The sequence below is a fragment of the Tenacibaculum sp. 47A_GOM-205m genome, from assembly GCF_000518405.1.
Taxonomy (GTDB): Bacteria; Bacteroidota; Bacteroidia; order Flavobacteriales; family Flavobacteriaceae; genus Polaribacter; species Polaribacter lutimaris.
Genome location: NZ_KI912431.1, coordinates 349,836 through 371,625 on the forward strand (window position 1 = coordinate 349,836; position 21,790 = coordinate 371,625).

Genomic DNA, 21,790 nt, shown 5'->3' on the forward strand with positions numbered 1-21,790 from the left:
TTTAATTTGAGATAATTTAAGCAATCTCAAAAATTCGAGCACAAAAGTAAGAAATCGTTAAAACAAAAGCAAAAAAAGAGAGCTCAATTATGGTATCTTTAACAAGAGCCCTTTTTTAAGTTAAATTTTTATAAAAAAGTAAGGTTGAAAGCATTACAGCATTTAAATAAGTATTTCATAAAGTATAAGTGGAGGTTATTGTTAGGGATTTTTATAACAGTTCTAGCAAAAATATTTACACTAAGAATCCCCGATTTTGTTGGTGATTCGCTTAATGTGGTAGAAGACTATCAGTTAGGAAAAATAACAGAGTTGTCGGAAGTGAAAAGTATTTTACTAAACAACATTTTACTGATAATTGGAGTAACTTTATTGGGTGGTTTCTTTACTTTTTTAATGCGTCAAACTATCATTGTAATGTCACGAATGATTGAATTTGACCTAAAGAATGAGATTTATCAGCAATATCAGCGATTATCTCTTAATTTTTACAAGCAAAATAGAACGGGGGATTTAATGAACCGTATTAGCGAAGATGTGTCTAAGGTTCGAATGTATGTTGGTCCGTCCATCATGTATTCATTAAATATGATAGTCTCTTTTGTTATTGGTTTTACTCAGATGTATGCAATTTCTCCAAAACTAACTTTATACACAATGATACCGTTTCCAGTTTTATCGGTATCTATTTTTGTGTTGAGTAAGCAGATAAATAAAAGAAGTACCATTGTTCAACAATATTTATCAAAGTTAACAACATTTAATCAAGAGTTTTTCTCAGGTATTAACGTAGTAAAATCTTATGCTATTGAAAGTGCAGTAATCAAAAACTTTGATGATTTAGCTGATGCTAACAAAGAAAAGAATATTGATTTATATAAAGTACAAGCACTATTTTTTCCTTTAATGATTTTGTTAATCGGGATTAGTAATATTATTGTATTATATGTTGGAGGAACATTGTATATAAATGAAGAGATACAAGTAGGAGCCATAGGTGCATTTGTTATGTATGTAAATATTTTAACCTGGCCAGTTGCCGTTGTTGGTTGGGTTACTTCTATGATTCAGCAAGCAGAAGCTTCTCAAGAAAGAATTAATGAGTTTTTACAACACGTTCCTGAAATCCAAAATAACAATGAAGGAACGACGGAGATAGAAGGAGAGATAGAATTTAAACATGTTTCTTTAACTTATGAAGATACTAATATTACAGCATTAAAAGATGTGAGTTTTAAAGTTGATAAAGGAGAAACTTTAGCAATATTGGGTAAAACAGGTAGTGGAAAGTCTACTATTATCAATTTGATATCGCGATTGTATGATACTACTGAAGGAACAGTATTTATAGATGGGCAAGATATTACAACTTGTAATTTATACGATGTAAGAAACCAAATAGGATTTGTGCCACAAGAACCATTTTTATTTTCAGATACCATAGAAAATAATATCAAATTTGGTAAAGAAGATGCTACTGAAGAAGAAATTATTGAAGCAGCCAAAAATGCTGTAATTCACGAGAATATTATAGATTTTAAAGAAGGTTATAAAACTATTTTAGGAGAGAGAGGAGTAACATTATCAGGAGGTCAAAAGCAACGAACTTCTATAGCAAGAGCGATTATTAAAGATCCAAAAATTTTAATCTTTGATGATTGTTTATCAGCAGTTGATACTGAGACAGAAGAACGAATTTTATCTAATCTAGAGCGAGTATCTAGTGATAAAACCACAATAATTATTAGCCATAGGGTGTCTTCAGCAAAAAATGCAGATAAAATTATTGTGTTAGATAACGGAAAGATAATTCAACAAGGTGTTCATAATCAATTAATAAAGGAAAAAGGATACTATAAAGACCTTTATGAACAACAACTTTTAGAAAAAGAAATATAGCAATTCGTATTGCCAAGTCAAATATTTTGTTAGATTTGTTGAGAAATTTTAAGTAAACAACTATTATTTAAAGCGAATTATGAGCGAGAGAGTAGAACAAGAAGAAATTTTTTCACAAGTTTTAAGAGCAGGAAGAAGAACGTATTTTTTTGACGTTAGATCTACAAAGGCAGATGATTATTATTTAACAGTAACTGAGAGTAAAAAATTCACTCACGATGATGGATCTTTCCATTATCAGAAACATAAAATTTACTTATATAAAGAAGACTTTACTGATTTTGCAGAAATGTTGAACAAAGCAACAGACTTTATAGTAAACGAAAAAGGTTCTGAAGTAATTAGTGAGCGTCACCAAAAAGACTATAAGAAAGAAGAAGGTATAGCTACAGAGGCTACTTCTACAGAAAGTTTTACTGATGTTTCTTTTGATGATATTTAAAAACAGAAGATAACTGTTTTGTATAAACCCTAAACACAAATTATAATTTGTGTTTAGAGCTTGGTTTGTGCATGAAAAAAATCAATTCAAATTCAATTTACACTTAAAAACCGCCAGTTGTGCACAGCAATTGGTGGTTTTTTCTTTTAAATAATCTGTTTTATTTTGTTAGGTAATTTTGAGGCAAATTCTACCAGCTGTTTATACGTTAACGTTCTACCTACTCTACTGTTAAGTTTATCTTCTTGCTGGCTAACCTTGAGTAATTTTTGTTTCATAGGAAGCTAGTTTTGAGTTTATCTAAATATAAGAAAAAAAACTGAATTTCAGAAGGTTATCTTTTTTTGAGTTAAAGTATTTTACAAAACAGGTATTTTTCCTATAAAACTTTTTTCATGGTAGTTGTTTTCGCAACCGTTTCTTGCCATTCTTTTACAGAGTCACTGTCGCGTGTAATTCCACCACCAACATAAATGTATACAGCTTTATTAGAAACTTCCATACAACGAAGATTAACAAACAAATTACTCTCTTTGTCGTTTATGTTTAGTTCACCTAAAAAGCCTGTATAAAAGCTTCTACGGTAGTTTTCATTATTCAATATAAACTGTTTGGATGCTTCTAAAGGCATTCCACAAACCGCAGGAGTAGGATGTAAACTGTTTATTAAAGTAGCATTATCTGTTTTTAATGTACCATTAATAAGGGTTCTTAAATGAAGTAAATTTCCTGCTCTAATAGTTTCGGTATTAGAGGTGGTAATTTCTGAGCAATAATTTATAAGCTTGTCTGTAATATAATCGGTAACAAATTGTTGTTCTTCTATTTCTTTAGTTTGCCAAATAACATTGGTAGTGTCATTATAAACTTGTGTTCCTGCCAAAGACATAGTCGTAAAGTTTGTGTCTTGGATGCTAACCAAAGTTTCAGGAGTAGCTCCTAACCATAAGCCAACTTTTGGGTGGTACCAAACATATACAAAAGCTGTAGGATAACTATTTAATAGTTTTTGAAAAGTTTCAATAAGGTTGAAATCTAGTAATTCAACTTTTTCTTTTCTAGAAAGCACCACTTTTTTAAACTTCTGGTTTTTAATAGCAGCTATCCCTTTTTCAACTAGTTGAATGTGATTTTCTTCAGAAGTTGTATCAGGGTTATGATTTGTGTTGCTAGTTAGGGAACCATCAATAGTAACACTTTCTTCAATGTAGGTAGATTGATTTTTAGGAATTAAGATAGCATCCTCTTTATTATCAAACGGAGCAAAAATAAATCCACTTTCACTATAATCTTTCGAGGTAATTAAGTTATTATTCTGTTGAAACCATCCCTTAATTGTAGAACAGTTAGGTTTTCTATACGTAACAAAAGGTAATTGTTTGTCTAAAGTTTCTTTTATGTTTGAAAAAATACTCAATCTAGTTGTTGTATTAAGTGTTGTTTAATCGTGTCAAATTTACTCCAAATAAATCCATGGCCAGCATCAGGAATGCTAATTAACTCAAACTGATTTTTAGGAAACCGTTCTTTTAAAAATAAAGAGTTTTCAAAAGGAACAATCCAATCATTGGTTCCATGAATGCTTACTATGTTGTTAGGAGTAGAATTCCAGTTGTTTTCAAAAAGTTGTAGATCTTGTTTATGAGATAACTTTTCTCTGCTAGCTTCTTGCCAAATAGGTGGAATCAACCATCGAGTAAGCTTCCACTTATATAAATTTAAAGACCATGGCATAGGTTCTATTTCGCTATACACTGCTGGAGCCAACAAAATCACTTTCCGAATCTTTTGTTGTATAGCCAAAGCAATAGGACCGCCATAAGAGTAGCCTACTAGTATTGTTTTGTTGGGGTTATAATCTTGTAAGATACTCTTTAACATATCACGTTCAAAAGCAATACTTTCTTGAACAGGGTTTTTGTCTTGATAATTATAACCAATCCTGTCGTATGAAATCATATTTGCTTTACTAAGCAATACACTGTCTTTCATATATTTTACGAAATCAGTAGAAGATCCTATGGTTCCATGAACAAAAATGAGTGTAGGTAAAGTTGTGTCTTTTATGATGGAAAGTTTTCTATATTCAAATCCTTTAAAGTTTTTATGAGTGAGTATAGGAGTGTGAGAACTATCCGAAAACTTTTCAAGTACTTTTGTATCAGATTTTGGAGCAGAAAAATTCCAGAATAAATAATACAAAATAAGAAAGAGCACAAAGAGGGTAACTCCAACAATTTTTAAGATTTTCTTTAGCAATTTCATGCTACTGTTTATCTAAAACAATATTGGTAATCTTACAAAGTGAAATCAAATTATCATCCTCATCAACAATTCTCACTTCCCATAAATGTGTAGTTCTACCTTTATGAATAGCTTTAGCGGTAGCAAAAACATGTCCTTCTCGCTTACTTTTGATATGATTGATGCTTAACTCAATTCCTTTTACAATTTTAGAAGAATCTCTTAAGAAAAAAGCAGAAGCACAACTACCTACCGATTCAGCTAGGGCAGCTGTTGCTCCACCGTGTAATATTCCATAAGGCTGATGTACTTTAGGAGTTACAGGCATCTTTGCTGTAATAAAATCATCTCCTAAATCAACAAACTCTATTTCTAAAGTTTCCATTAAGGTGTTTTTATTGTAGTTGTTTAAGATTGTAAGAGATTCTTGCTTGTTCATTGTTACTAGAAATTATCACCCAAAAATACGTATTTTTGCATTGAATAAAAATGATAGAATGTATAAAGTACGCGTAATTTTAGATACGAAAGAAGATGTAATAAGAACCCTATTGGTAAATGAAAAAACATCGTTAGAAAACCTACACTTTGATATTGCAAAAGCGTTTGGTTTTAACGGACAAGAAATGGCTTCTTTTTACCGTACCGATGAAGATTGGAATCAAGGAGAAGAAATTCCACTATTTAATATGTCAGAAGCAGGTGATGGAATCTCAATGGCAACATGTGTTTTAGATGAAACCTTACCAAATCAACACGATAAGTTAATTTATGTGTATGATTTCTTACAAATGTGGACGTTTTATGTAGAGGTAATAGAGCAGTCTGATGAAGCTGTTACCGAAACAAAAATGATATTATCAATCGGACAAATTCCAGAAGAAGCTCCAGAAAAGGAGTTTAAAGCAGAGGATCTTTCTACAGATTTAGATGATGAGTTTGACGATGAGTTTAATGATTTTGAAAGTTTAGACGATTTTGATTTTGACAATTACTAAGCCATGGCACAATTTATAAAGTTATATAACGATAACCCGAATCCTAAAGAGATAGAAAAAATTGTAAAAGTTTTACAAAATGGAGGGGTAATAATTTATCCAACAGATACGGTTTACGGGTTAGGTTGTGATATTACAAATGCCAAAGCTTTAGCAAAAGTTGCAAAAATTAAGGGAATAAAACCTGAAAAGGCAGACTTTTCGTTTGTGTGTAACGACTTAAGTCATTTGTCAGACTATGTAAAACAGATAGATACGACTACGTATAAAATATTAAAAAGGGCATTACCAGGACCATATACTTTTGTGCTGCCTGGTAGTAATACCTTACCAAAAGCGTATAAAAAACGCAAAACGGTAGGTATACGCGTACCCGATAATAATATTGCTAGGGCTATTGTGGCTGCTTTAGGTAACCCAATAGTATCTACTTCTATTTATGATGAAGATGAAGTGTTAGAATATACTACAGATCCTGAATTAATCTTCGAGAAATGGCAAAATATTGTTGATGTTGTAGTTGATGGAGGTTACGGAGATAATCATGCGTCTACGGTAATCGATTTAACAACAGATGAGCCAGAAGTACTTCGTGAAGGAAAAGGAAGTTTAGATATTTTGTAATAGTAAGGCTTAGTTTAGATTTAAAAAAATCACTTTCCATTTAAAAACACAATTCTTATCTTAGTAAAGATAGAAAAAAGGATATATGTTTTTACTGGATAGATTCCCTAACGACAGCGGACCAATATATCAAGAAACCATAGCAGGCAGATTGCCTGTTGAACCTTTCAATACCTTTAGTAACTTAATTTTTATAGTACTACTGATTTACTTCGGAAGAAGAATTTATCAAAACCCTAAACAATACCCATTTTTTCTGTTTGCCATTCCAGTAATATTTATCAGTTGGATAGGAGGTACCATGTTTCACGGAACACGAAGTCATGAGTTTTGGTTGTTGTTAGATTGGGTTCCTATTATGATTGTATGTTTAGGAGCTATTATTTATTTTATAGGAAAAGTTAAAAAGAAATGGTGGCAACGATTAGCAATAATTGTAGCTATACTTTTAGTATCCGTTTTACCAAGATTTTTATCAATACCTTCAGGATATAGAACATCGTTTGGATATGCAGTAACAGCATTTGCAGTAATAACTCCGTTAATTTGGTATGCTTACAAAACACATTGGAAAAACGTAAAGTATATAATGTATGGAGGAATGGTGTTTGGAATAGCGTTACTATTTAGAACTATGGATAATAAAGTAGAGTTACTACCTATGGGAACGCACTGGTTATGGCATACTTTCGGCGGAATTGCAGTCTTCTTCCTATTATATTATATCTATAAAGATGAGCAAGAATTAACGTAGTTTAGTAAATTCCTTCCTTCCTTTAGTATAATACTGCCAAACTATAGACTTGTGTTCGTAGTAATTCGATTTTTTAGGAGATACATTTCTCTTTTTTATGAACTTAGGAAGATGCATATAAAAACTAAAATGAGCTTTTAAAATAGCAAACAAATGATTAGGTTTTCCTTCTAATAAAAATTTAAGGCTTGCCAAACCGTCTAAGATTAAACGAGAAAAAATGATTGGAAACAATTTCGTAGAAGGTAGGTTTTTAACCAAGTTGAGTAAACTATTCCTAAAATTTAAAAACGTTTTTCTAGGGTTTAAAGTATCCAATGTAGCACCACCTACATGATATACAGTTGAAGCTCCAACGTATTTTATAATATGTCCACTGTTTTTAGCACGCCAGCATAAATCAATTTCTTCTTGATGTGCAAAAAAGTCTTCATCAAAACCGTTGAGTTGATGAAAAACTTCAGAACGAATAAAAAAGCAAGCTCCCGATGCCCAAAAAATTTCAGAAGTATCGTTAAACTGTCCGTTATCAGTTTCTAAATCGCTAAACAAACGACCACGACAATATGGGTATCCAAAAGCATCAATAAAGCCACCACCAGCACCAGCATATTCAAACTTCGATTTATCTTTAAAATCTAAAATTTTTGGTTGAATAATCGCAGTGTTAGCTTCTTTCTTAAAAGTATCAATAATAGGAGTTAACCAATTCTTGGTAACTTCAATATCAGAATTTACCAAACAATATACATCAGCATCAATATGTTGTAATGCGTCGTTGTAACCTTTTGCATAACCACCGTTTTCGGTATTTTTTACAATCTTAACAGTAGGGAAATGCTGCTTAATAAATTCAATAGAATCATCCGTAGAAGCATTGTCAGCGACATATACTTCCGCTTCTTCAGAACTAAAATTCACGACAGAAGGTAAAAACTGCTCAAGCAATTTTTTCCCATTCCAGTTTAATATGACGATTGCTGTTTTCAAGACGGCAAATTTACAGTTTAAAAATGAAATTACATTAAAAACCTCTCGTCATTCCGAACGAGGTACGAGGAGGAATCTCATAAGGAGAGTAATTTTTATGTTTGAGATTTCTCCTTCCGTTGCACTCCAGTTCGAAATGACAATCGTGTTTCGTCATTGTGAGCGATAGTGAAGCAATCTTTTTTATCGAGAGTAAGAATAGCTACGTCGTTGTCACTCCTCGCTATGACGTTTCGCATTTCCATCATTCCGACTGTATGGGAGAAGCCCCATTTAAAGGAGTAACTCTTATGTTTAAGATTTCTCAGTCGTTACCTCTTTCGAAATGACGTACAGTTTTGTTATTCCGAACGACAAAGGAGGAGGAATCTCATGAGGCGAGTAACTCTCTTTAAACAGCATAACTTCTATTCTAATTCTACAGGTATATACGTTACATTCTCTAAACTAAAATTAAAAGGCTTAGAACCTCCTCCAGTCATTACAATATCAGCGCTTTGAACCTCAAATAAATTTATTTCCGTGTTTATTTTTGAAATAATAGCAGAATTAAGAATTTCTCCTTCTTCAATTCCAGAAGCAACACCTATATAAAGTTTAGGATTGAATTTAAAAACAGCTTTTTGACCTGGTGCAAGATTAGTTTTTATAGCTAATAGCTTACCATCCTTATAACAATTAGCATCAATAGCGCTTCGTGTTAGGTTGTTTCGTACTTCTACTTCATCTATGTTAGATGCGAAGTGTTGGGATGGCTGTAAAGTGTGTCCAGATGCTCTCTCAACCATTTCAAAAGCACTTCCATCATAAGCGGCTAATTTGGGTGTGTAGTTTCCGTAAGAATCAGCAGCAGCAACTTGAAAGTTAGTAGAATAATTAATAGGATGGCTTTCCCCGTGACTTGGATTTTTAATCACTTTCCATGCAGTATGACGTTCATCAAAATTGCTCGCAACATTCTTTTGAAAAATTACAACATCACTATTATTCGCATCATTTGATTTGTTTACAAAGTTTAATTTAATAGAGTTACTCATAAAGTCAATTTTTAAAGTTTGGTATAAAGTTGTTTTGTTATGTGAATTTAAGAATTTGATAGCAAAAAAGATAAACGAATGTTATAAGCGCATAATTTTTTGTGTTGAAGTGTGTGTTGGGTATCCTTAAAGAAGCTGTCGTCATTGAGAACGTAATGGAGGAATTTAATGAGGAGAGTAACTTTTTTGTTTAAGATTTCTCAGTCGTTAGCTCCTTAATAGTTACCAGTTCAGCAATAAAATCTGTTTTCGTAAAGTTTATTGGTACTCAGGAATATCTCTTAAAAACACATAGGTTTCCTTCTCTTTATCGAGCATACAAAAAAAGTGTTGCAGTCCGTTGGTAACGATGAGGTAATCGGCATTGAGCTTTAAGTTATAACGTGCAATTTGATCAAAGGTATCTTGCGTTATTTTTATATGCGGAGCCTTACATTCTACAATAATATTCGGATGTCCGTCCGAAGCAAAAATCACAATATCGGTACGCTTTTTAAGGTTGTTGATAACCAATTGTTTTTCAATAGCAATAAGCGAAACAGGATAGTTTTTTTCTTGAATTAACCACTGAACAAAATGCTGACGTACCCATTCCTCGGGAGTTAAGATCATGTATTTTTTTCTCAAATTATCAAAAATAAGCGTCTTATTTTCGTTACTTTTGAGCTTGAATGTATAGCTAGGAAGGTTGAGCTTTTGCATAACCCAAAAGTAAGAAAATTATAAGTTATTTTTTCGTTGTTTACTGTGACAAAACATTATTGTCATCTCGAACTGAAGCAGCGCGGAATGTGAGAGATCTTAAACACGGAGCTACTCCGTTGAATGAGATTTCTCAGTCGTTACCTCCTTCGAAATGACCAAGAGTGTCATTAAGGAATGAATACTTAGCTACAACATTTTAAATAACAAGAACACCAAGAAGAAGGTAGAAGAAAGACACATGAACGAAATTAAATCTATCATATCCGATATAAAAGGAGGCAACATCAAACCCATTTATTTTTTAATGGGAGAAGAACCGTATTACATCGATAAAATCTCAGATTATATTGAAGATAATGTGTTAGATGAATCTGAAAAAGGATTCAATCAAGTAGTTATGTACGGTCGTGATGTGTCGATAGAGGAAATTGTGTCGTCGGCAAAACGTTTTCCGATGATGGCAGAAAAGCAGGTGATTATTGTTAAAGAAGCCCAAGATTTAAGCCGTTCGATTGATAAAATAGAGTCATATGCTGCCAATCCGCAACCGAGTACCGTATTGGTGTTTAACTACAAATACAAAAAGCTCGATAAACGTAAAAAGGCGTACAAAGCCATAGCAAAAAGTGGACTTATTTACGAAAGTAAAAAGCTGTATGATAACCAAGTAGCCGATTGGATACGTCAGGTGTTGGGCGGAAAAAAGTTTAACATAGAACCGAAAGCTGCACAAATGTTGGTGGAGTTTTTAGGAACTGACCTGAGCAAGATTAGCAACGAATTAGATAAACTAACCTCAGTATTGCCTGCGGAAACCATTATTACCGATAAGCATATTGAAGAGAACATAGGGATTTCTAAAGACTTTAACAATTTTGAGTTGCGTAAAGCTGTAGGACAGCGAGATGTGGTGAAAGCGAACAGAATCATCAATTATTTTGCCCAGAACCCAAAGAACAATCCATTGGTAATGACCATTTCCTTACTAAATAGCTTCTTTACACAGTTATTAATCTACCACGGATTAAAAGACAAATCAAAAGCTTCGGTAGCTAAAAACTTAGGAGTAAACCCTTATTTTGTGGACGACTACGTAAACGCAGCCCGTAACTACCCGATGCGAAAAGTATCACAAATTATAGCCTTATTACGTGATGCCGATGTAAAAAGTAAAGGAGTAGGAGCTAACCAAACCCATGCTGATATTTTAAAAGAATTACTGTTTAAGATTTTGCATTAACGTCTCCGGCTATGAGTAGTTGCGTGGTTTAGCACTTAATTTTGCAAGTACACACCAAACTGAAAATCCGAGAGGATTTTCAGAAGTAGGCGAGAACAAGCAATTACTTATAGCCATTGTTGTAAAACGTTATTTATTAATTTATTTTAAAAGTCTGCTTCATTCTTTCCATTGTGCTTTTTGATTCTTTACTATTTTCTTTTGAATCAGTTAGTGAATCTTGGAATACAAGTAAACTCTTTTTTCCACTTTTGTCCATTACTTCTAAAACATCTAATTCAAGGTCTATTCCGGCAAGAGTTACAGATAATTTTATTCCATTCAGTTCAGAAGAGTTTATCTTTTTGGTTATTTTTTTTGTCGAGCAATTTGATTTTCCAAATTGACTAATCATTTCATCGACATACTCTTCTAATTTCATTTCAACAATTGGTCGTATTACCATAATTTTAAAGTCGTTGCCCGATAGAGTCCAAATGTCATTGGTTATTGACAAATCCGCTTCGAAAGAATACGTCCTTGGATATTCAAATTCAAGATTATTATGAGGGAACAACTTCCAATCATAAACTCTGATAGTCGCTTCTGATTCTTTGGTTAATCCGTTCCATTTTTTTGGTTGATTTTCAACAAAGTATTGAGTTTCATTTTCCGATTTAAGTTCAAAAATTAGCGGTGGTTCTTCATCTTTAGATAAACTAATATTAAAATCTTTGAAATTAATTTTAGAATCCTTTTTCCTCTCACAAGAAGTCTGAGAGAGTAAAATAATCAGTGATATTAAAATTAGCGATGAGTTTTTCATAATGTTTTACAACTCGTTATATGCCAAACTTTAGTTGTTTTATCCGGAGAATAGTATGGGATATATAAAGTTTAAGCAATTTTTTATTTTCTCAAATATAACAAAATCAATAAACTATCTAAGTGAAAGTTTTTCACAAACTTATACATCATTTTTGCTAATTTCGCCGCTTAAAATTATTTGTATGATTACGGTAGATCAATTAACGGTTGAGTTTAGTGGTAACACCCTGTTTAGCGACGTTTCGTTTGTAATAAACGAAAACGATAAAATTGCTTTAATGGGTAAAAACGGTGCAGGAAAATCCACCATGATGAAAATTATAGCAGGAGTTTCTAAACCTACTAAAGGAGGCGTTCGCAGTCCGAAAGATACCGTAATCGCTTACTTACCTCAGCACTTGTTAATGGAAGACAATTGCACGGTAAAAGAAGAAGCATCTAAAGCATTTGCATCTATTTTTGCTATGAAAGCCGAAATGGACGACCTCAACAAACAGTTAGAAACCCGTACCGATTATGAATCGGACGATTATATGAAAATCATCGAGCGAGTATCGGATTTAGGAGAAAAATACTACGCGTTAGAAGAAGTAAACTACGAAGCAGAAGTAGAAAAAGCCTTAAAAGGGTTAGGGTTTAAACAAGAAGATTTTGAGAGAGCCACTTCAGAGTTTAGTGGAGGTTGGCGTATGCGTATTGAGTTGGCGAAAATCTTACTGCAAAAACCCGACTTAATTTTGTTAGATGAGCCTACCAACCACGTAGATATCGAATCGGTAATTTGGTTAGAAAACTTCTTACTAAACAAAGCCAAGGCGGTAGTAGTAATATCGCACGATAAAGCATTTATCGATAATATTACCAACCGTACCATTGAGGTTACCATGGGAACCATTCACGATTACAAAGCTAATTATTCTCATTATTTAGAGTTGCGTAAAGAGCGTCGTGCTCATCAGTTAAAAGCTTATGAAGAACAACAAAAGTTTATTGCTGATACCAAAGCATTTATTGAGCGTTTTAAAGGAACCTATTCAAAAACGAATCAGGTAGCTTCGCGTGAACGAATGTTAGAAAAATTAGTTCCTGTAGAAATAGATGAGGTAGATACTTCAGCATTAAAATTACGTTTTCCACCATCACCACGTTCGGGAGATTATCCTGTAAAAGTGGAAGGATTGACGAAGCAATACGGAGACTTAACAGTATTTAAAGATGCAAGTTTCTCTATAGCACGTGGAGAAAAAGTATCGTTTGTAGGAAGAAACGGAGAAGGAAAATCAACCATGATTAAAGCAATTATGGGAGAAATTGATTTTGAGGGTGAATGTGGTTTAGGGCACAATGCCAAAGTGGGATATTTTGCACAGAATCAAGCATCATTGTTAGATCCTGAATTAACAATTTTCCAAACCGTAGATGAGGTTGCGGAAGGAGACATAAGAACGCAAATCAAAAATATATTAGGACGTTTTATGTTCTCGGGAGATGATTTAGAAAAGAAAGTAAAAGTACTTTCTGGAGGAGAGAAAACCCGTTTAGCAATGGTAAAACTGTTGTTAGAACCTGTAAACGTGTTGATTTTAGATGAGCCTACGAACCACTTAGATTTAAAATCAAAAGAAGTAATTAAAGAAGCCTTGTTACACTTCGACGGAACGTTGATTTTAGTATCACACGATCGTGATTTCTTACAAGGATTATCTCAAAAAGTATTTGAATTTAAAGACCAACGTGTCATAGAACACTTTGAAACGATTGATGCATTCTTAGAACGTAATAACATCAAAGCGTTAAAGGAGATTGATTTATAAAAACGTCATTGCGAGTAGAACGAAGCAATCTGCTAGTCAACGGATAGATTACTTCAGTCATACCTCCTTCGTAATGACGTTGGGTAAGTGTTATTACGAACGGATGTGAGAAACCGTAAGGTTTAGCGAAGCTAAATCTCATGAGGTGAGTAACTACCATTGTTGAGGTTTCTCGTCGCTCATAAAATCGCTCTATCGAAATGACGTCTAAGTTATCGTCATTGCGAGTAGAACGAAGCAATCTGTTTCTCGACGGATAGATTACTTCAGTCGTGTCCTCCTTCGTAATGACGATTGTTCTTATTTTATCATGTGTTGATAAGCATCGCGATTTTCATAAATTACCCAAAGGTTGATAGCAAATAATACTAAAGCTATAGGAAGACCAGACGGAGCTTGAAAAATATGAGTAAGTATAATTCCAATCATTATAGGAAAAATAACAACAGCACCTAAAGCTCTTGTTTTAGGAACTAAGAATAATATTCCTCCTAAAATTTCTGCAAACCCTACTAAAGGCATTAACCATCCTATTTCCATCATAGCGGTCATAGCACTCATCATTTTTTCAGGAAGATTTTCAGGAACAGGCATGTAGTTTAAAAACTTGTTAAGCCCAGAGTTGATAAACATTAATCCGAATAGTAGGCTAAGTACGAATAAAATTTTTTGTTTCATAGTTAATTAGTTTGGGGTTAGTGGTTTGTTTTTTAGTTGTTTAAATATAAGAAAATATAAAATTGATAACAAAATGATGGTGAGTAAATTGCATTGTTGAGGTTTCTCGTCGCTCATAAAATCGCTCTGTCGAAATGACAAAATGAGTGTTATTGCGAGAGATAACGAAGCAATCTTTTATTGTATATCGAGAAAAAGAGATGGTATATTGTTGTTACTTCTCATTATGAAGTCTGTGTTTTTCTTGTTTGTCTAATATTTAGGCTTAGGGTTTGTTTATTGTTAATTTGTTATTTTTTATGGCTTTATTTTCTGGTAGATTTAAAATTTAATTTATTTAATTAAATTATTTGTAATTTAGTTTTTAAATAGATACATTGGCAATGTGATTTTAGCTTTATGGCTTAAATCTTATTTTCATTAAGTAGTAATCTTTTAATTCCCCTAATTATGTTAACAAACTTAAGTTTTCAAACTGTAGCTAAAGAACAAATTAAATTCCTTAAATTTCCAAAAGAAGAAGTATTATGCAAAAATCAACAAGCAAAAGTAAATCGTTGTGTTGATTTACAGCGAGCTTTGTCTTTAGGAAATCTAGAAAGAGAAAAGGTGAAAATATTTTTTATGGATGTGGATGGTTTAAAGAAAGTAGAAACGACTGTTTGGGGTATTACTGATACTTCAGTAATTCTAAAACAGGCAACCATTATTCCGTTAGAAAGAATTGTAAGAGTTGCATAAATAAAAAAGACCTCGAAATTTCGAGGTCTTTTTTTATAGGTGTTATATTTATTAAGCTTCCGCTTCCATATAATCTTCAATAGGATTACAAGAACAAATTAAGTTACGGTCACCAAAAGCATCGTCTACACGACGTACTGAAGGCCAAAACTTATTGTCTGCAATATACTCTAAAGGAAATGCTGCTTGTTTACGAGAGTATGGTAAATCCCATTCATCAGCAGTTAACATTTCTTGCGTATGTGGTGCATTTTTAAGCGGGTTGTTAGGATTTTCCTTACTCGCTTCAGCAATCTCTTTTCTAATAGAGATTAACGCATCACAAAAACGGTCTAATTCAGCTACACCTTCCGATTCGGTTGGCTCTACCATAATGGTTCCTGCTACAGGGAAAGATACAGTAGGCGCGTGGAATCCGTAGTCCATTAAACGCTTCGCGATATCAGTTACTTCAATTCCGTTTTGTTTAAAATCACGACAGTCTAAAATCATTTCGTGAGCAGCACGGTTCATTTCTCCTGTATATAAGGTACTATAATGTCCACTTAAACGCTCTTTAATATAATTAGCATTTAAAATAGCATTTTTAGTAGAGTTTGTCAATCCGTCAGCACCTAACATGGTAATGTATCCGTAAGAAATTAAACATACCAATGCAGAACCCCATGGAGCTGCTGAAATAGCAGTTATGGCATTATCACCACCTGTAGCTATTACAGGATTAGTTGGTAAAAACGGAACTAATTGTGGTGCTACACAAATTGGTCCAACACCTGGTCCACCACCACCGTGAGGAATTGCAAATGTTTTGTGTAAGTTTAAGTGACAAACATCAGCACCAATGGTTGCAGGATTTGTTAATCCTACTTGTGCATTCATGTTAGCACCATCCATATATACTTGTCCGCCATTATCGTGGATAATTTGCGTAATTTCTTTAATCGCCTTTTCGTATACTCCGTGAGTAGATGGATAAGTTACCATTAAAGCTGCTAAATTATCAGCATGTTTTTCAGCTTTAGCACGTAAATCTTCTACATCGATGTTTCCTCTTTCATCAGTTTTGGTAACCACTACCTTCATACCCGCCATAACTGCTGATGCAGGGTTGGTTCCGTGAGCTGAAGCAGGAATTAAGCAAATATTTCTGTGAGTATCTCCATTAGCTTCATGATAGGCTCTAATAACCATTAAACCTGCAAATTCTCCTTGTGCACCTGAGTTAGGTTGTAAAGAAGTACCTGCAAACCCAGTAACCACATTTAATTGGTCTTCAAGGTTTTTTAGCATAATTTGGTATCCTTCTGCTTGGTTTAAAGGAGCAAAAGGGTGAATATTTCCCCATTGCGGATTGCTTAAAGGTAACATTTCAGAAGCAGCATTTAACTTCATGGTACAAGACCCTAAAGAAATCATAGAGTGATTTAAGGCTAAATCTTTACGTTCTAATTTTTTGATATAACGCATCATTTCAGTTTCTGATTGATACGTATTGAATACTTCGTTATCTAAGAAAGAAGTAGCTCTTTTTACATCCGCAGGAATTACATCTGCAGTAGTAAAGTCAGTAACAGTAATATCTGTAATATTGAAAGCTTGTTCGAAACAATCAACGATTTCGTTGATTTCTTTTAAACCAACTGTTTCGTTTACAGAGATTGAAATATGATTTTCATCTATATAATTAAAGTTGATTCCGTTTGCTTCTGCTACAGGACGTAATTTGTCCGCTTCAACTTCTACTAAAATAGTATCGAAATATGATGTGTTCTTTTGGTTGAAACCTAAATCGGTTAAAGCTTTAGCTAAGGTTGTAGTACTTGTGTGAACACGGTCAGCAATGTATTGTAATCCGTCTTTTCCGTGATATACTGCGTACATACCAGCCATAACAGCTAACAATACCTGTGCAGTACAAATGTTAGAGGTTGCTTTTTCACGTTTAATGTGTTGTTCACGTGTTTGTAAAGCCATACGTAAAGCGCGACCTCCATCAACATCTTTCGTTACACCGATAATACGACCAGGCATACTACGTTTGTATTCTTCTTTAGTAGCAAAGAATCCTGCGTGAGGACCTCCGTAACCTAATGGAATACCAAAACGTTGTGTAGTACCTACTACTACATCGGCACCAAATTGAGCAGGTGCTTTTAGTTTTACCAATGATAAAATATCAGCAGCCACAGCTACCTTGATGTTTTTGGCATTACAGTTTGCTATAAAATCGGTATAATCATAAACTTGACCATGCTTTCCTGGATATTGTACAATTGCTCCAAAGAATTCTTCAGAGAAATCAAATTCTTGGTGATTTCCAATCACTAACTCAATTCCGATAGGAATAGCGCGTGTTTGTAATACAGATAAAGTTTGAGGTAAAATTTCTTCAGAAACGAAGAACTTATTTACGTTAGCTTTCTTTTGTGCTCTTTCACGAACATCAAATAATAAAGCCATAGCTTCGGCAGCTGCAGTACCTTCATCTAATAAAGAAGCATTAGCTAACTCCATTCCTGTTAAATCACAAATCATTGTTTGATAATTTAACAAGGCTTCTAAACGACCTTGTGCAATTTCAGCTTGGTAAGGCGTATAGGCAGTATACCATCCTGGGTTTTCTAAAATATTACGTTGGATAACACTAGGTAAAATAGCTTCGTGGTATCCTAAACCTATATAACTTTTAAAAACTTTGTTTTTAGCACCTAATTCATTAATGTGATTTAGGTATTCATATTCGCTCATGGCAGGAGCTAAATCTAGCTCTTTTTGTAAACGAATATCATCGGGAATAGTTTCATAAATCAATTGGTCTAAACTTTCTACACCAATCGTTTTAAGCATCTGGTCTTGGTCTTTAACACGAGGACCTATATGTCTTAATTGAAATGAATTTGTGTTCATTATTGTGTTGTTGTTTTAAGTGGCTCAAAAATAGTGAAATTGGTTGACTTGTGGGTACATATTTTTTTGTTAAAAAACGATATTTTATTAACCAATACTAAGGGTTATAAACATAAAAGCTATTTTTGTTAGATGAAGTTTTTTAAAACAGTAATCGATTTTTATATCAATGCTAGTATTCATGTAGCTCTGGCAGTTTATGCTTTGTTACGAATAACTGAAATATATTTTGAAATTCCACATAATGAATTGTTAGACTGGTTTGTTTTTTTTGCTACGATTACAGGGTATAATTTTGTAAAATATGCTGGAGTAGCAAAGTTGCATCACAGAAGTTTGACTAAAAACTTACAAGTTATTCAAGTGTTTTCATTGATTTGTTTCTTGCTGATGTGTTATTTCGCATGGTTACTTCCTTTAAAGATTTTGTTATTTTTTGTACCTTTTGGATTGTTAACTTTTTTATATGCAGTTCCTTTTTTAAGTGGATTTCAAAAAAATTTACGAAGTATTGGGTATTTAAAAATTATAGTTGTAGCTGCAGTTTGGGTAGGAACTACGGTCTTATTACCTGTATATGCGGCTGAGTCTTCTTTTACTACAGAGGTTTGTTTGTCAATAATTCAACGCTTTTTGTTAATCATAATATTATTGTTGCCTTTTGATATTCGCGATGTACAGTACGATGCAATATCATTACAAACCATACCGAAAAAAATTGGCGTCGAAAACACCAAAAAGTTCGGATACGTTTTGTTGCTCTTATGTTTAGTTTTAGAATTTATGATAAGTCCTAATTCTCATTTTAGAACAGCTTTTTTAAGTGTGTTTTTCTTGATACTTTTTTTGTTAATGAGAGCACAGACGAATCAATCTAAGTATTACAGTTCTTTTTGGGTAGAAGCAGTTCCTGTTTTATGGCTGCTCTTATTGTTTTTACTTTAAAAATAGAACTTTTAAGAGGGGGATTCTGTTAATGTGTAATTGAGGTAGTTTTAAAAGTTATATCCATTTAAAATTTGAAACTTAAGGGTTTTGTAATATGTGTTTTTAAGAAAACCTTTGTACATTCGTTGGCTTAACAACACAACAACAAAAACACAAATTAAGTAACATGAATTTAGTAAAACGAAATTTCGTTTTCGATTTCGATAGCACACTTACCAGTGTGGAAGCATTAGATGTTTTGGCCGAAATCACCTTAAATGGGAGCCCGAAAAAAGAAGAGGTTATTCAAGAAGTAACCCGCATTACCAATCAAGGAATTGATGGTGATATATCTTTTACTGAATCCTTAGAAAAACGTATTCGGTTATTAAGTGCTAAAAAATCTGATTTACCATTATTAATTGAAGAATTAAAACAAAAAGTTTCTCCTTCTATAGAAAGAAATAAAGAGTTTTTTGAAAGCTTTTCTGATGATATTTACGTGATTTCAGCAGGGTTTAAAGAATTTATTGACCCTATTGTAGCAGCTTATAACATCCCTTCAGAAAGAGTATTTGCAAATACTTTTGAATTTGATGCAGATGGAGTTATTGTAGGGTTCGATACTCAAAACCCATTATCTAAGCATAATGGAAAGATAGATTGTTTAAAATCCTTAAATTTAGAAGGTGAAGTACAAGTAATTGGAGATGGCTATAGTGATGCTGTTACGAAAGAAGCAGGAGTTGCTGATACTTTTTTTGCTTATACAGAAAATGTGTCGAGAGATAAAACTATCGCAAATGCCGACCATATTACACCAAATTTAGATGAATTTTTATACGTTAACAAGTTGCCCAGAAACCTATCATACCCAAAGAACAGAATTAAAATATTATTACTAGAAAATGTACACCCTGATGCTTTTACAAAGTTAACAGGTGATGGTTTTTCTGTAGAAACTGTTTCAAGAAGTTTATCGGAAGATGAATTGATTGAAAAATTAAAAGATGTTCATGTGTTAGGAATTCGTTCTAAAACACAAGTAACTCGTAAAGTTATTGAAGCTGCCGAAAAGCTAATGGTGGTTTCTGCATTTTGTATTGGAACTAAACAAATTGATTTAGAGGCGTGCAAAGAAAACGGAGTAGTAGTTTTTAATGCACCGTATAGCAATACTCGTTCGGTAGTTGAATTAGCTATTGGTGAAATCATTATGTTAATGCGTAGTGTGTTTCAAAGAAGTACAGAAATCCATAATGGTCAATGGAATAAAACAGCAGAAGGATCGAGAGAGGTTCGTGGTAAAAAACTGGGAATTGTTGGATACGGAAACATTGGTAAACAATTATCAGTTTTGGCTGAAGCATTGGGAATGGATGTGTATTATTACGATGTAGAAGATAAGTTATCTTTAGGAAATGCAACTAAAATAGATACATTAAAAGAGTTGTTGAACATTTCTGATGTAGTTACATTACATGTTGATGATAATTCAGCAAACAAAAACTACATAGGCAAGGAAGAGTTTGCAGAAATGAAAGATGGAGCGCACTTGGTAAATCTTTCTCGTGGATTTGTTGTAGATATTGAAGCTTTGGTGGAAGGATTGAAGTCAGGTAAAATTGCTGGAGCAGCAGTAGATGTATATCCAGAAGAGCCAAGTAAAAATGGTGAGTTTTTTACTGAGTTGAAAGGGTTGGATAATGTAATTTTAACTCCGCATGTAGGTGGTAGCACAGAAGAAGCTCAAAGAGATATTGCTGATTTTGTTCCGAATAAGATTATGGCATATATCAATTCAGGAAATACGGTAGATGCGGTTAACTTCCCAAATATTCGTTTACCTAAACATAAAAACGCACATCGTTTTTTACACATTCATAAGAATATGCCAGGTGTAATGGCGAAGATCAATAAGGTATTAGCGAAATATGAATTGAACATTACAGGACAATACTTGTCTACAGATGAAAAAGTAGGATATGTAATTACCGATGTTGATAAAGAGTATAACCAAGAAGTAATTGCAAAATTGAAAAAAGTAGATGGTACTATTAAATTTAGAGTACTGTATTAAAAATAATAAAACCCCGCTTTTGCGGGGTTTTTAATTTATAAACTATCAAAATCACTTAAACTCTGTTCTATAGTATTGGCTCCTTTTTGTAAAATTTGAATGTAATTAGCTACATTTTCCATTTTAAACCTGCTTGAAGGTCCAGAGGCACTAATACTTGCGATTACTTTTCCTTTGTTGTTATAGATAGGAATGGCAATACATACCAAACCTAATTCTGATTCTTCTATGTCTAAGGCAAATTTTTGTTGTTGAATTAGTTGCAATTCTTCTTTAAATTTTGAAGTAGAGGTAATGGTATTTTTGGTAAACGACTGTAATATGGTTGAGTTTAGAAAAGTTTCTTGACTTTCTGATGAAGTAAAAGCTAAGAGTAGTTTCCCAATAGCACTTCCGTTAACAGGTGCATAAGAACCGATAGAAGTGCTTATTTTAAGTCCTTGTAAACTATCAGCTTTATTGATGTGAAAAACTTGCTGTTCTTTTAAGATCCCTAATAAAACAGTTTCTTGAATTTCTAAGGCAACCTTTTGTATTGGAGTATTGGTTAAATTTCTTAATGATTTGTATATAGAAACACGATTTCCTAATTCAAACAACTTACTACCCAATTGATATTTTTCGTTGTCATTTTGTTGTACAACGTTTAGTGAAACTAAAGTACTAAGTAACCGATATACAGTGCTTTTGTTATAGCCAGTTTTAGTAGCTAGTTCTCTAACACCCCATTCTTTTTTGTCATCGGTAAAAGCATCTAAAACAGAAAAAGCTTTTATGATAGATTGATTTAAGTTTTTAGAATCAGCATTCATTATAGTGAAAAATATTTTGACTAATATAATAAAAATGTGTAGATTTATAAAACACCGTTTTATTATGTGAAACGCTTTTGGTTTTATTTTG

General features: G+C 33.1%; 20 protein-coding genes. 10 read left to right on the top strand and 10 right to left on the bottom strand.

Annotation, left to right across the window (positions count from 1 at the left end):
* Nucleotides 1-144: 144 nt before the first annotated feature.
* Both N534_RS0113830 and N534_RS0113835 read left to right on the top strand, forming a co-directional pair.
* A complete protein-coding gene (locus tag N534_RS0113830; protein WP_028893041.1) occupies nt 145-1,899 on the top strand; it encodes an ABC transporter ATP-binding protein in 1,755 nt (584 codons plus the stop codon).
* A 79-nt stretch (nt 1,900-1,978) separates the two neighbouring features.
* Entirely contained in the window at nt 1,979-2,341 is a 363-nt protein-coding gene (locus N534_RS0113835) for a PUR family DNA/RNA-binding protein (RefSeq protein WP_028893042.1), read from the top strand.
* 379 nt (nt 2,342-2,720) lie between these two features.
* Here the strand turns inward: N534_RS0113835 and N534_RS0113850 are convergent, their stop codons facing one another.
* From N534_RS0113850 to N534_RS0113860, 3 genes are read right to left on the bottom strand one after another with little or no spacing between them, the layout of a single operon-like run.
* Entirely contained in the window at nt 2,721-3,758 is a 1,038-nt protein-coding gene (locus tag N534_RS0113850; protein WP_051435939.1) for a chorismate-binding protein, read from the bottom strand.
* Nucleotides 3,755-4,606 (bottom strand): alpha/beta fold hydrolase, encoded by an 852-nt coding sequence (locus tag N534_RS0113855; protein ID WP_028893044.1) that lies wholly within the window; start codon nt 4,604-4,606, stop codon nt 3,755-3,757. The genes N534_RS0113850 and N534_RS0113855 overlap by 4 nt, the downstream gene beginning before the upstream one ends.
* 1 nt (nt 4,607) lies before the next feature.
* Entirely contained in the window at nt 4,608-5,024 is a 417-nt protein-coding gene (locus tag N534_RS0113860) for a PaaI family thioesterase (RefSeq protein ID WP_028893045.1), read from the bottom strand.
* Nucleotides 5,025-5,082: 58 nt separating this feature from the next.
* On the opposite strand from N534_RS0113860, the gene N534_RS0113865 reads away from it, so the two are divergent.
* From N534_RS0113865 to N534_RS0113875, 3 genes are all read left to right on the top strand, one after another.
* Nucleotides 5,083-5,583: a hypothetical protein gene (locus N534_RS0113865; protein ID WP_028893046.1), complete on the top strand. Its 501-nt coding sequence runs from the start codon at nt 5,083-5,085 to the stop codon at nt 5,581-5,583.
* 3 nt (nt 5,584-5,586) lie between these two features.
* Nucleotides 5,587-6,207: an L-threonylcarbamoyladenylate synthase gene (locus N534_RS0113870; RefSeq protein WP_028893047.1), complete on the top strand. Its 621-nt coding sequence runs from the start codon at nt 5,587-5,589 to the stop codon at nt 6,205-6,207.
* Between the two features lie 85 nt (nt 6,208-6,292).
* Entirely contained in the window at nt 6,293-6,961 is a 669-nt protein-coding gene (locus N534_RS0113875) for a membrane protein (protein WP_028893048.1), read from the top strand.
* Here the strand turns inward: N534_RS0113875 and N534_RS0113880 are convergent.
* From N534_RS0113880 to N534_RS0113890, 3 genes are all read right to left on the bottom strand, one after another.
* Nucleotides 6,953-7,951 carry a glycosyltransferase family 2 protein gene (locus tag N534_RS0113880; RefSeq protein ID WP_028893049.1) on the bottom strand — a complete coding sequence of 333 codons (999 nt, stop codon included), beginning with the start codon at nt 7,949-7,951 and terminating at the stop codon, nt 6,953-6,955. The two genes, N534_RS0113875 and N534_RS0113880, sit on opposite strands and share 9 nt — an antisense overlap.
* Nucleotides 7,952-8,358: 407 nt before the next feature.
* On the bottom strand, nt 8,359-8,988 hold the full coding sequence (locus tag N534_RS0113885) for a hypothetical protein (protein WP_028893050.1): 630 nt from the start codon (nt 8,986-8,988) through the stop codon (nt 8,359-8,361).
* Nucleotides 8,989-9,246: 258 nt separating this feature from the next.
* Nucleotides 9,247-9,690 carry a type I restriction enzyme HsdR N-terminal domain-containing protein gene (locus N534_RS0113890; protein WP_028893051.1) on the bottom strand — a complete coding sequence of 148 codons (444 nt, stop codon included), beginning with the start codon at nt 9,688-9,690 and terminating at the stop codon, nt 9,247-9,249.
* A gap of 241 nt (nt 9,691-9,931) precedes the next feature.
* Here N534_RS0113890 and holA point away from each other — a divergent pair, with 241 nt between their 5' ends.
* Entirely contained in the window at nt 9,932-10,933 is a 1,002-nt protein-coding gene (gene holA, locus N534_RS0113895) for a DNA polymerase III subunit delta (RefSeq protein ID WP_028893052.1), read from the top strand.
* Between the two features lie 136 nt (nt 10,934-11,069).
* Here the strand turns inward: holA and N534_RS0113900 are convergent, their stop codons facing one another.
* Nucleotides 11,070-11,738, bottom strand: a complete 669-nt coding sequence (locus N534_RS0113900) for a hypothetical protein (protein ID WP_028893053.1) — start codon at nt 11,736-11,738, stop codon at nt 11,070-11,072.
* A 184-nt stretch (nt 11,739-11,922) separates the two neighbouring features.
* On the opposite strand from N534_RS0113900, the gene N534_RS0113905 reads away from it, so the two are divergent.
* Nucleotides 11,923-13,554, top strand: coding sequence for an ABC-F family ATP-binding cassette domain-containing protein (locus N534_RS0113905; protein ID WP_028893054.1), 1,632 nt, complete (start codon nt 11,923-11,925; stop codon nt 13,552-13,554).
* A gap of 300 nt (nt 13,555-13,854) precedes the next feature.
* On the opposite strand, the gene N534_RS0113910 is transcribed toward N534_RS0113905, so the two are convergent.
* Nucleotides 13,855-14,232: a DoxX family protein gene (locus tag N534_RS0113910; protein ID WP_028893055.1), complete on the bottom strand. Its 378-nt coding sequence runs from the start codon at nt 14,230-14,232 to the stop codon at nt 13,855-13,857.
* Between the two features lie 450 nt (nt 14,233-14,682).
* On the opposite strand from N534_RS0113910, the gene N534_RS0113915 reads away from it, so the two are divergent.
* A complete protein-coding gene (locus tag N534_RS0113915) occupies nt 14,683-14,973 on the top strand; it encodes a hypothetical protein (protein WP_038006141.1) in 291 nt (96 codons plus the stop codon).
* A gap of 51 nt (nt 14,974-15,024) precedes the next feature.
* On the opposite strand, the gene gcvP is transcribed toward N534_RS0113915, so the two are convergent.
* Complete coding sequence (gene gcvP, locus N534_RS0113920; RefSeq protein WP_028893057.1) at nt 15,025-17,880, bottom strand: aminomethyl-transferring glycine dehydrogenase; 2,856 nt, start codon at nt 17,878-17,880, stop codon at nt 15,025-15,027.
* A gap of 132 nt (nt 17,881-18,012) precedes the next feature.
* Between gcvP and N534_RS0113925 the strand changes: the two genes are divergently transcribed.
* Together N534_RS0113925 and serA are read left to right on the top strand one after the other, a co-directional pair.
* Nucleotides 18,013-18,825, top strand: coding sequence for a membrane protein (locus N534_RS0113925; RefSeq protein ID WP_028893058.1), 813 nt, complete (start codon nt 18,013-18,015; stop codon nt 18,823-18,825).
* A gap of 169 nt (nt 18,826-18,994) precedes the next feature.
* Nucleotides 18,995-20,887 carry a phosphoglycerate dehydrogenase gene (gene serA / locus N534_RS0113930; protein ID WP_028893059.1) on the top strand — a complete coding sequence of 631 codons (1,893 nt, stop codon included), beginning with the start codon at nt 18,995-18,997 and terminating at the stop codon, nt 20,885-20,887.
* A 35-nt stretch (nt 20,888-20,922) separates the two neighbouring features.
* Here serA and N534_RS14900 read toward each other — a convergent pair whose 3' ends face one another.
* Entirely contained in the window at nt 20,923-21,699 is a 777-nt protein-coding gene (locus N534_RS14900; RefSeq protein ID WP_051435940.1) for an IclR family transcriptional regulator, read from the bottom strand.
* Nucleotides 21,700-21,790 lie beyond the last annotated feature (91 nt).

Excerpts from the sequence above, each read along its gene's own strand:
- N534_RS0113835 (WP_028893042.1), top strand. The coding sequence starts at position 1,979 with ATGAGCGAGAGAGTAGAACAAGAAGAAATTTTTTCACAAGTTTTAAGA.
- N534_RS0113855 (WP_028893044.1), bottom strand. The coding sequence starts at position 4,606 with ATGAAATTGCTAAAGAAAATCTTAAAAATTGTTGGAGTTACCCTCTTT.
- N534_RS0113860 (WP_028893045.1), bottom strand. The coding sequence starts at position 5,024 with ATGAACAAGCAAGAATCTCTTACAATCTTAAACAACTACAATAAAAAC.
- N534_RS0113865 (WP_028893046.1), top strand. The coding sequence starts at position 5,083 with ATGTATAAAGTACGCGTAATTTTAGATACGAAAGAAGATGTAATAAGA.
- N534_RS0113870 (WP_028893047.1), top strand. The coding sequence starts at position 5,587 with ATGGCACAATTTATAAAGTTATATAACGATAACCCGAATCCTAAAGAG.
- N534_RS0113875 (WP_028893048.1), top strand. The coding sequence starts at position 6,293 with ATGTTTTTACTGGATAGATTCCCTAACGACAGCGGACCAATATATCAA.
- N534_RS0113885 (WP_028893050.1), bottom strand. The coding sequence starts at position 8,988 with ATGAGTAACTCTATTAAATTAAACTTTGTAAACAAATCAAATGATGCG.
- N534_RS0113890 (WP_028893051.1), bottom strand. The coding sequence starts at position 9,690 with ATGCAAAAGCTCAACCTTCCTAGCTATACATTCAAGCTCAAAAGTAAC.
- holA (WP_028893052.1), top strand. The coding sequence starts at position 9,932 with ATGAACGAAATTAAATCTATCATATCCGATATAAAAGGAGGCAACATC.
- N534_RS0113900 (WP_028893053.1), bottom strand. The coding sequence starts at position 11,738 with ATGAAAAACTCATCGCTAATTTTAATATCACTGATTATTTTACTCTCT.
- N534_RS0113905 (WP_028893054.1), top strand. The coding sequence starts at position 11,923 with ATGATTACGGTAGATCAATTAACGGTTGAGTTTAGTGGTAACACCCTG.
- N534_RS0113910 (WP_028893055.1), bottom strand. The coding sequence starts at position 14,232 with ATGAAACAAAAAATTTTATTCGTACTTAGCCTACTATTCGGATTAATG.
- N534_RS0113915 (WP_038006141.1), top strand. The coding sequence starts at position 14,683 with ATGTTAACAAACTTAAGTTTTCAAACTGTAGCTAAAGAACAAATTAAA.
- gcvP (WP_028893057.1), bottom strand. The coding sequence starts at position 17,880 with ATGAACACAAATTCATTTCAATTAAGACATATAGGTCCTCGTGTTAAA.
- N534_RS0113925 (WP_028893058.1), top strand. The coding sequence starts at position 18,013 with ATGAAGTTTTTTAAAACAGTAATCGATTTTTATATCAATGCTAGTATT.
- serA (WP_028893059.1), top strand. The coding sequence starts at position 18,995 with ATGAATTTAGTAAAACGAAATTTCGTTTTCGATTTCGATAGCACACTT.
- N534_RS14900 (WP_051435940.1), bottom strand. The coding sequence starts at position 21,699 with ATGAATGCTGATTCTAAAAACTTAAATCAATCTATCATAAAAGCTTTT.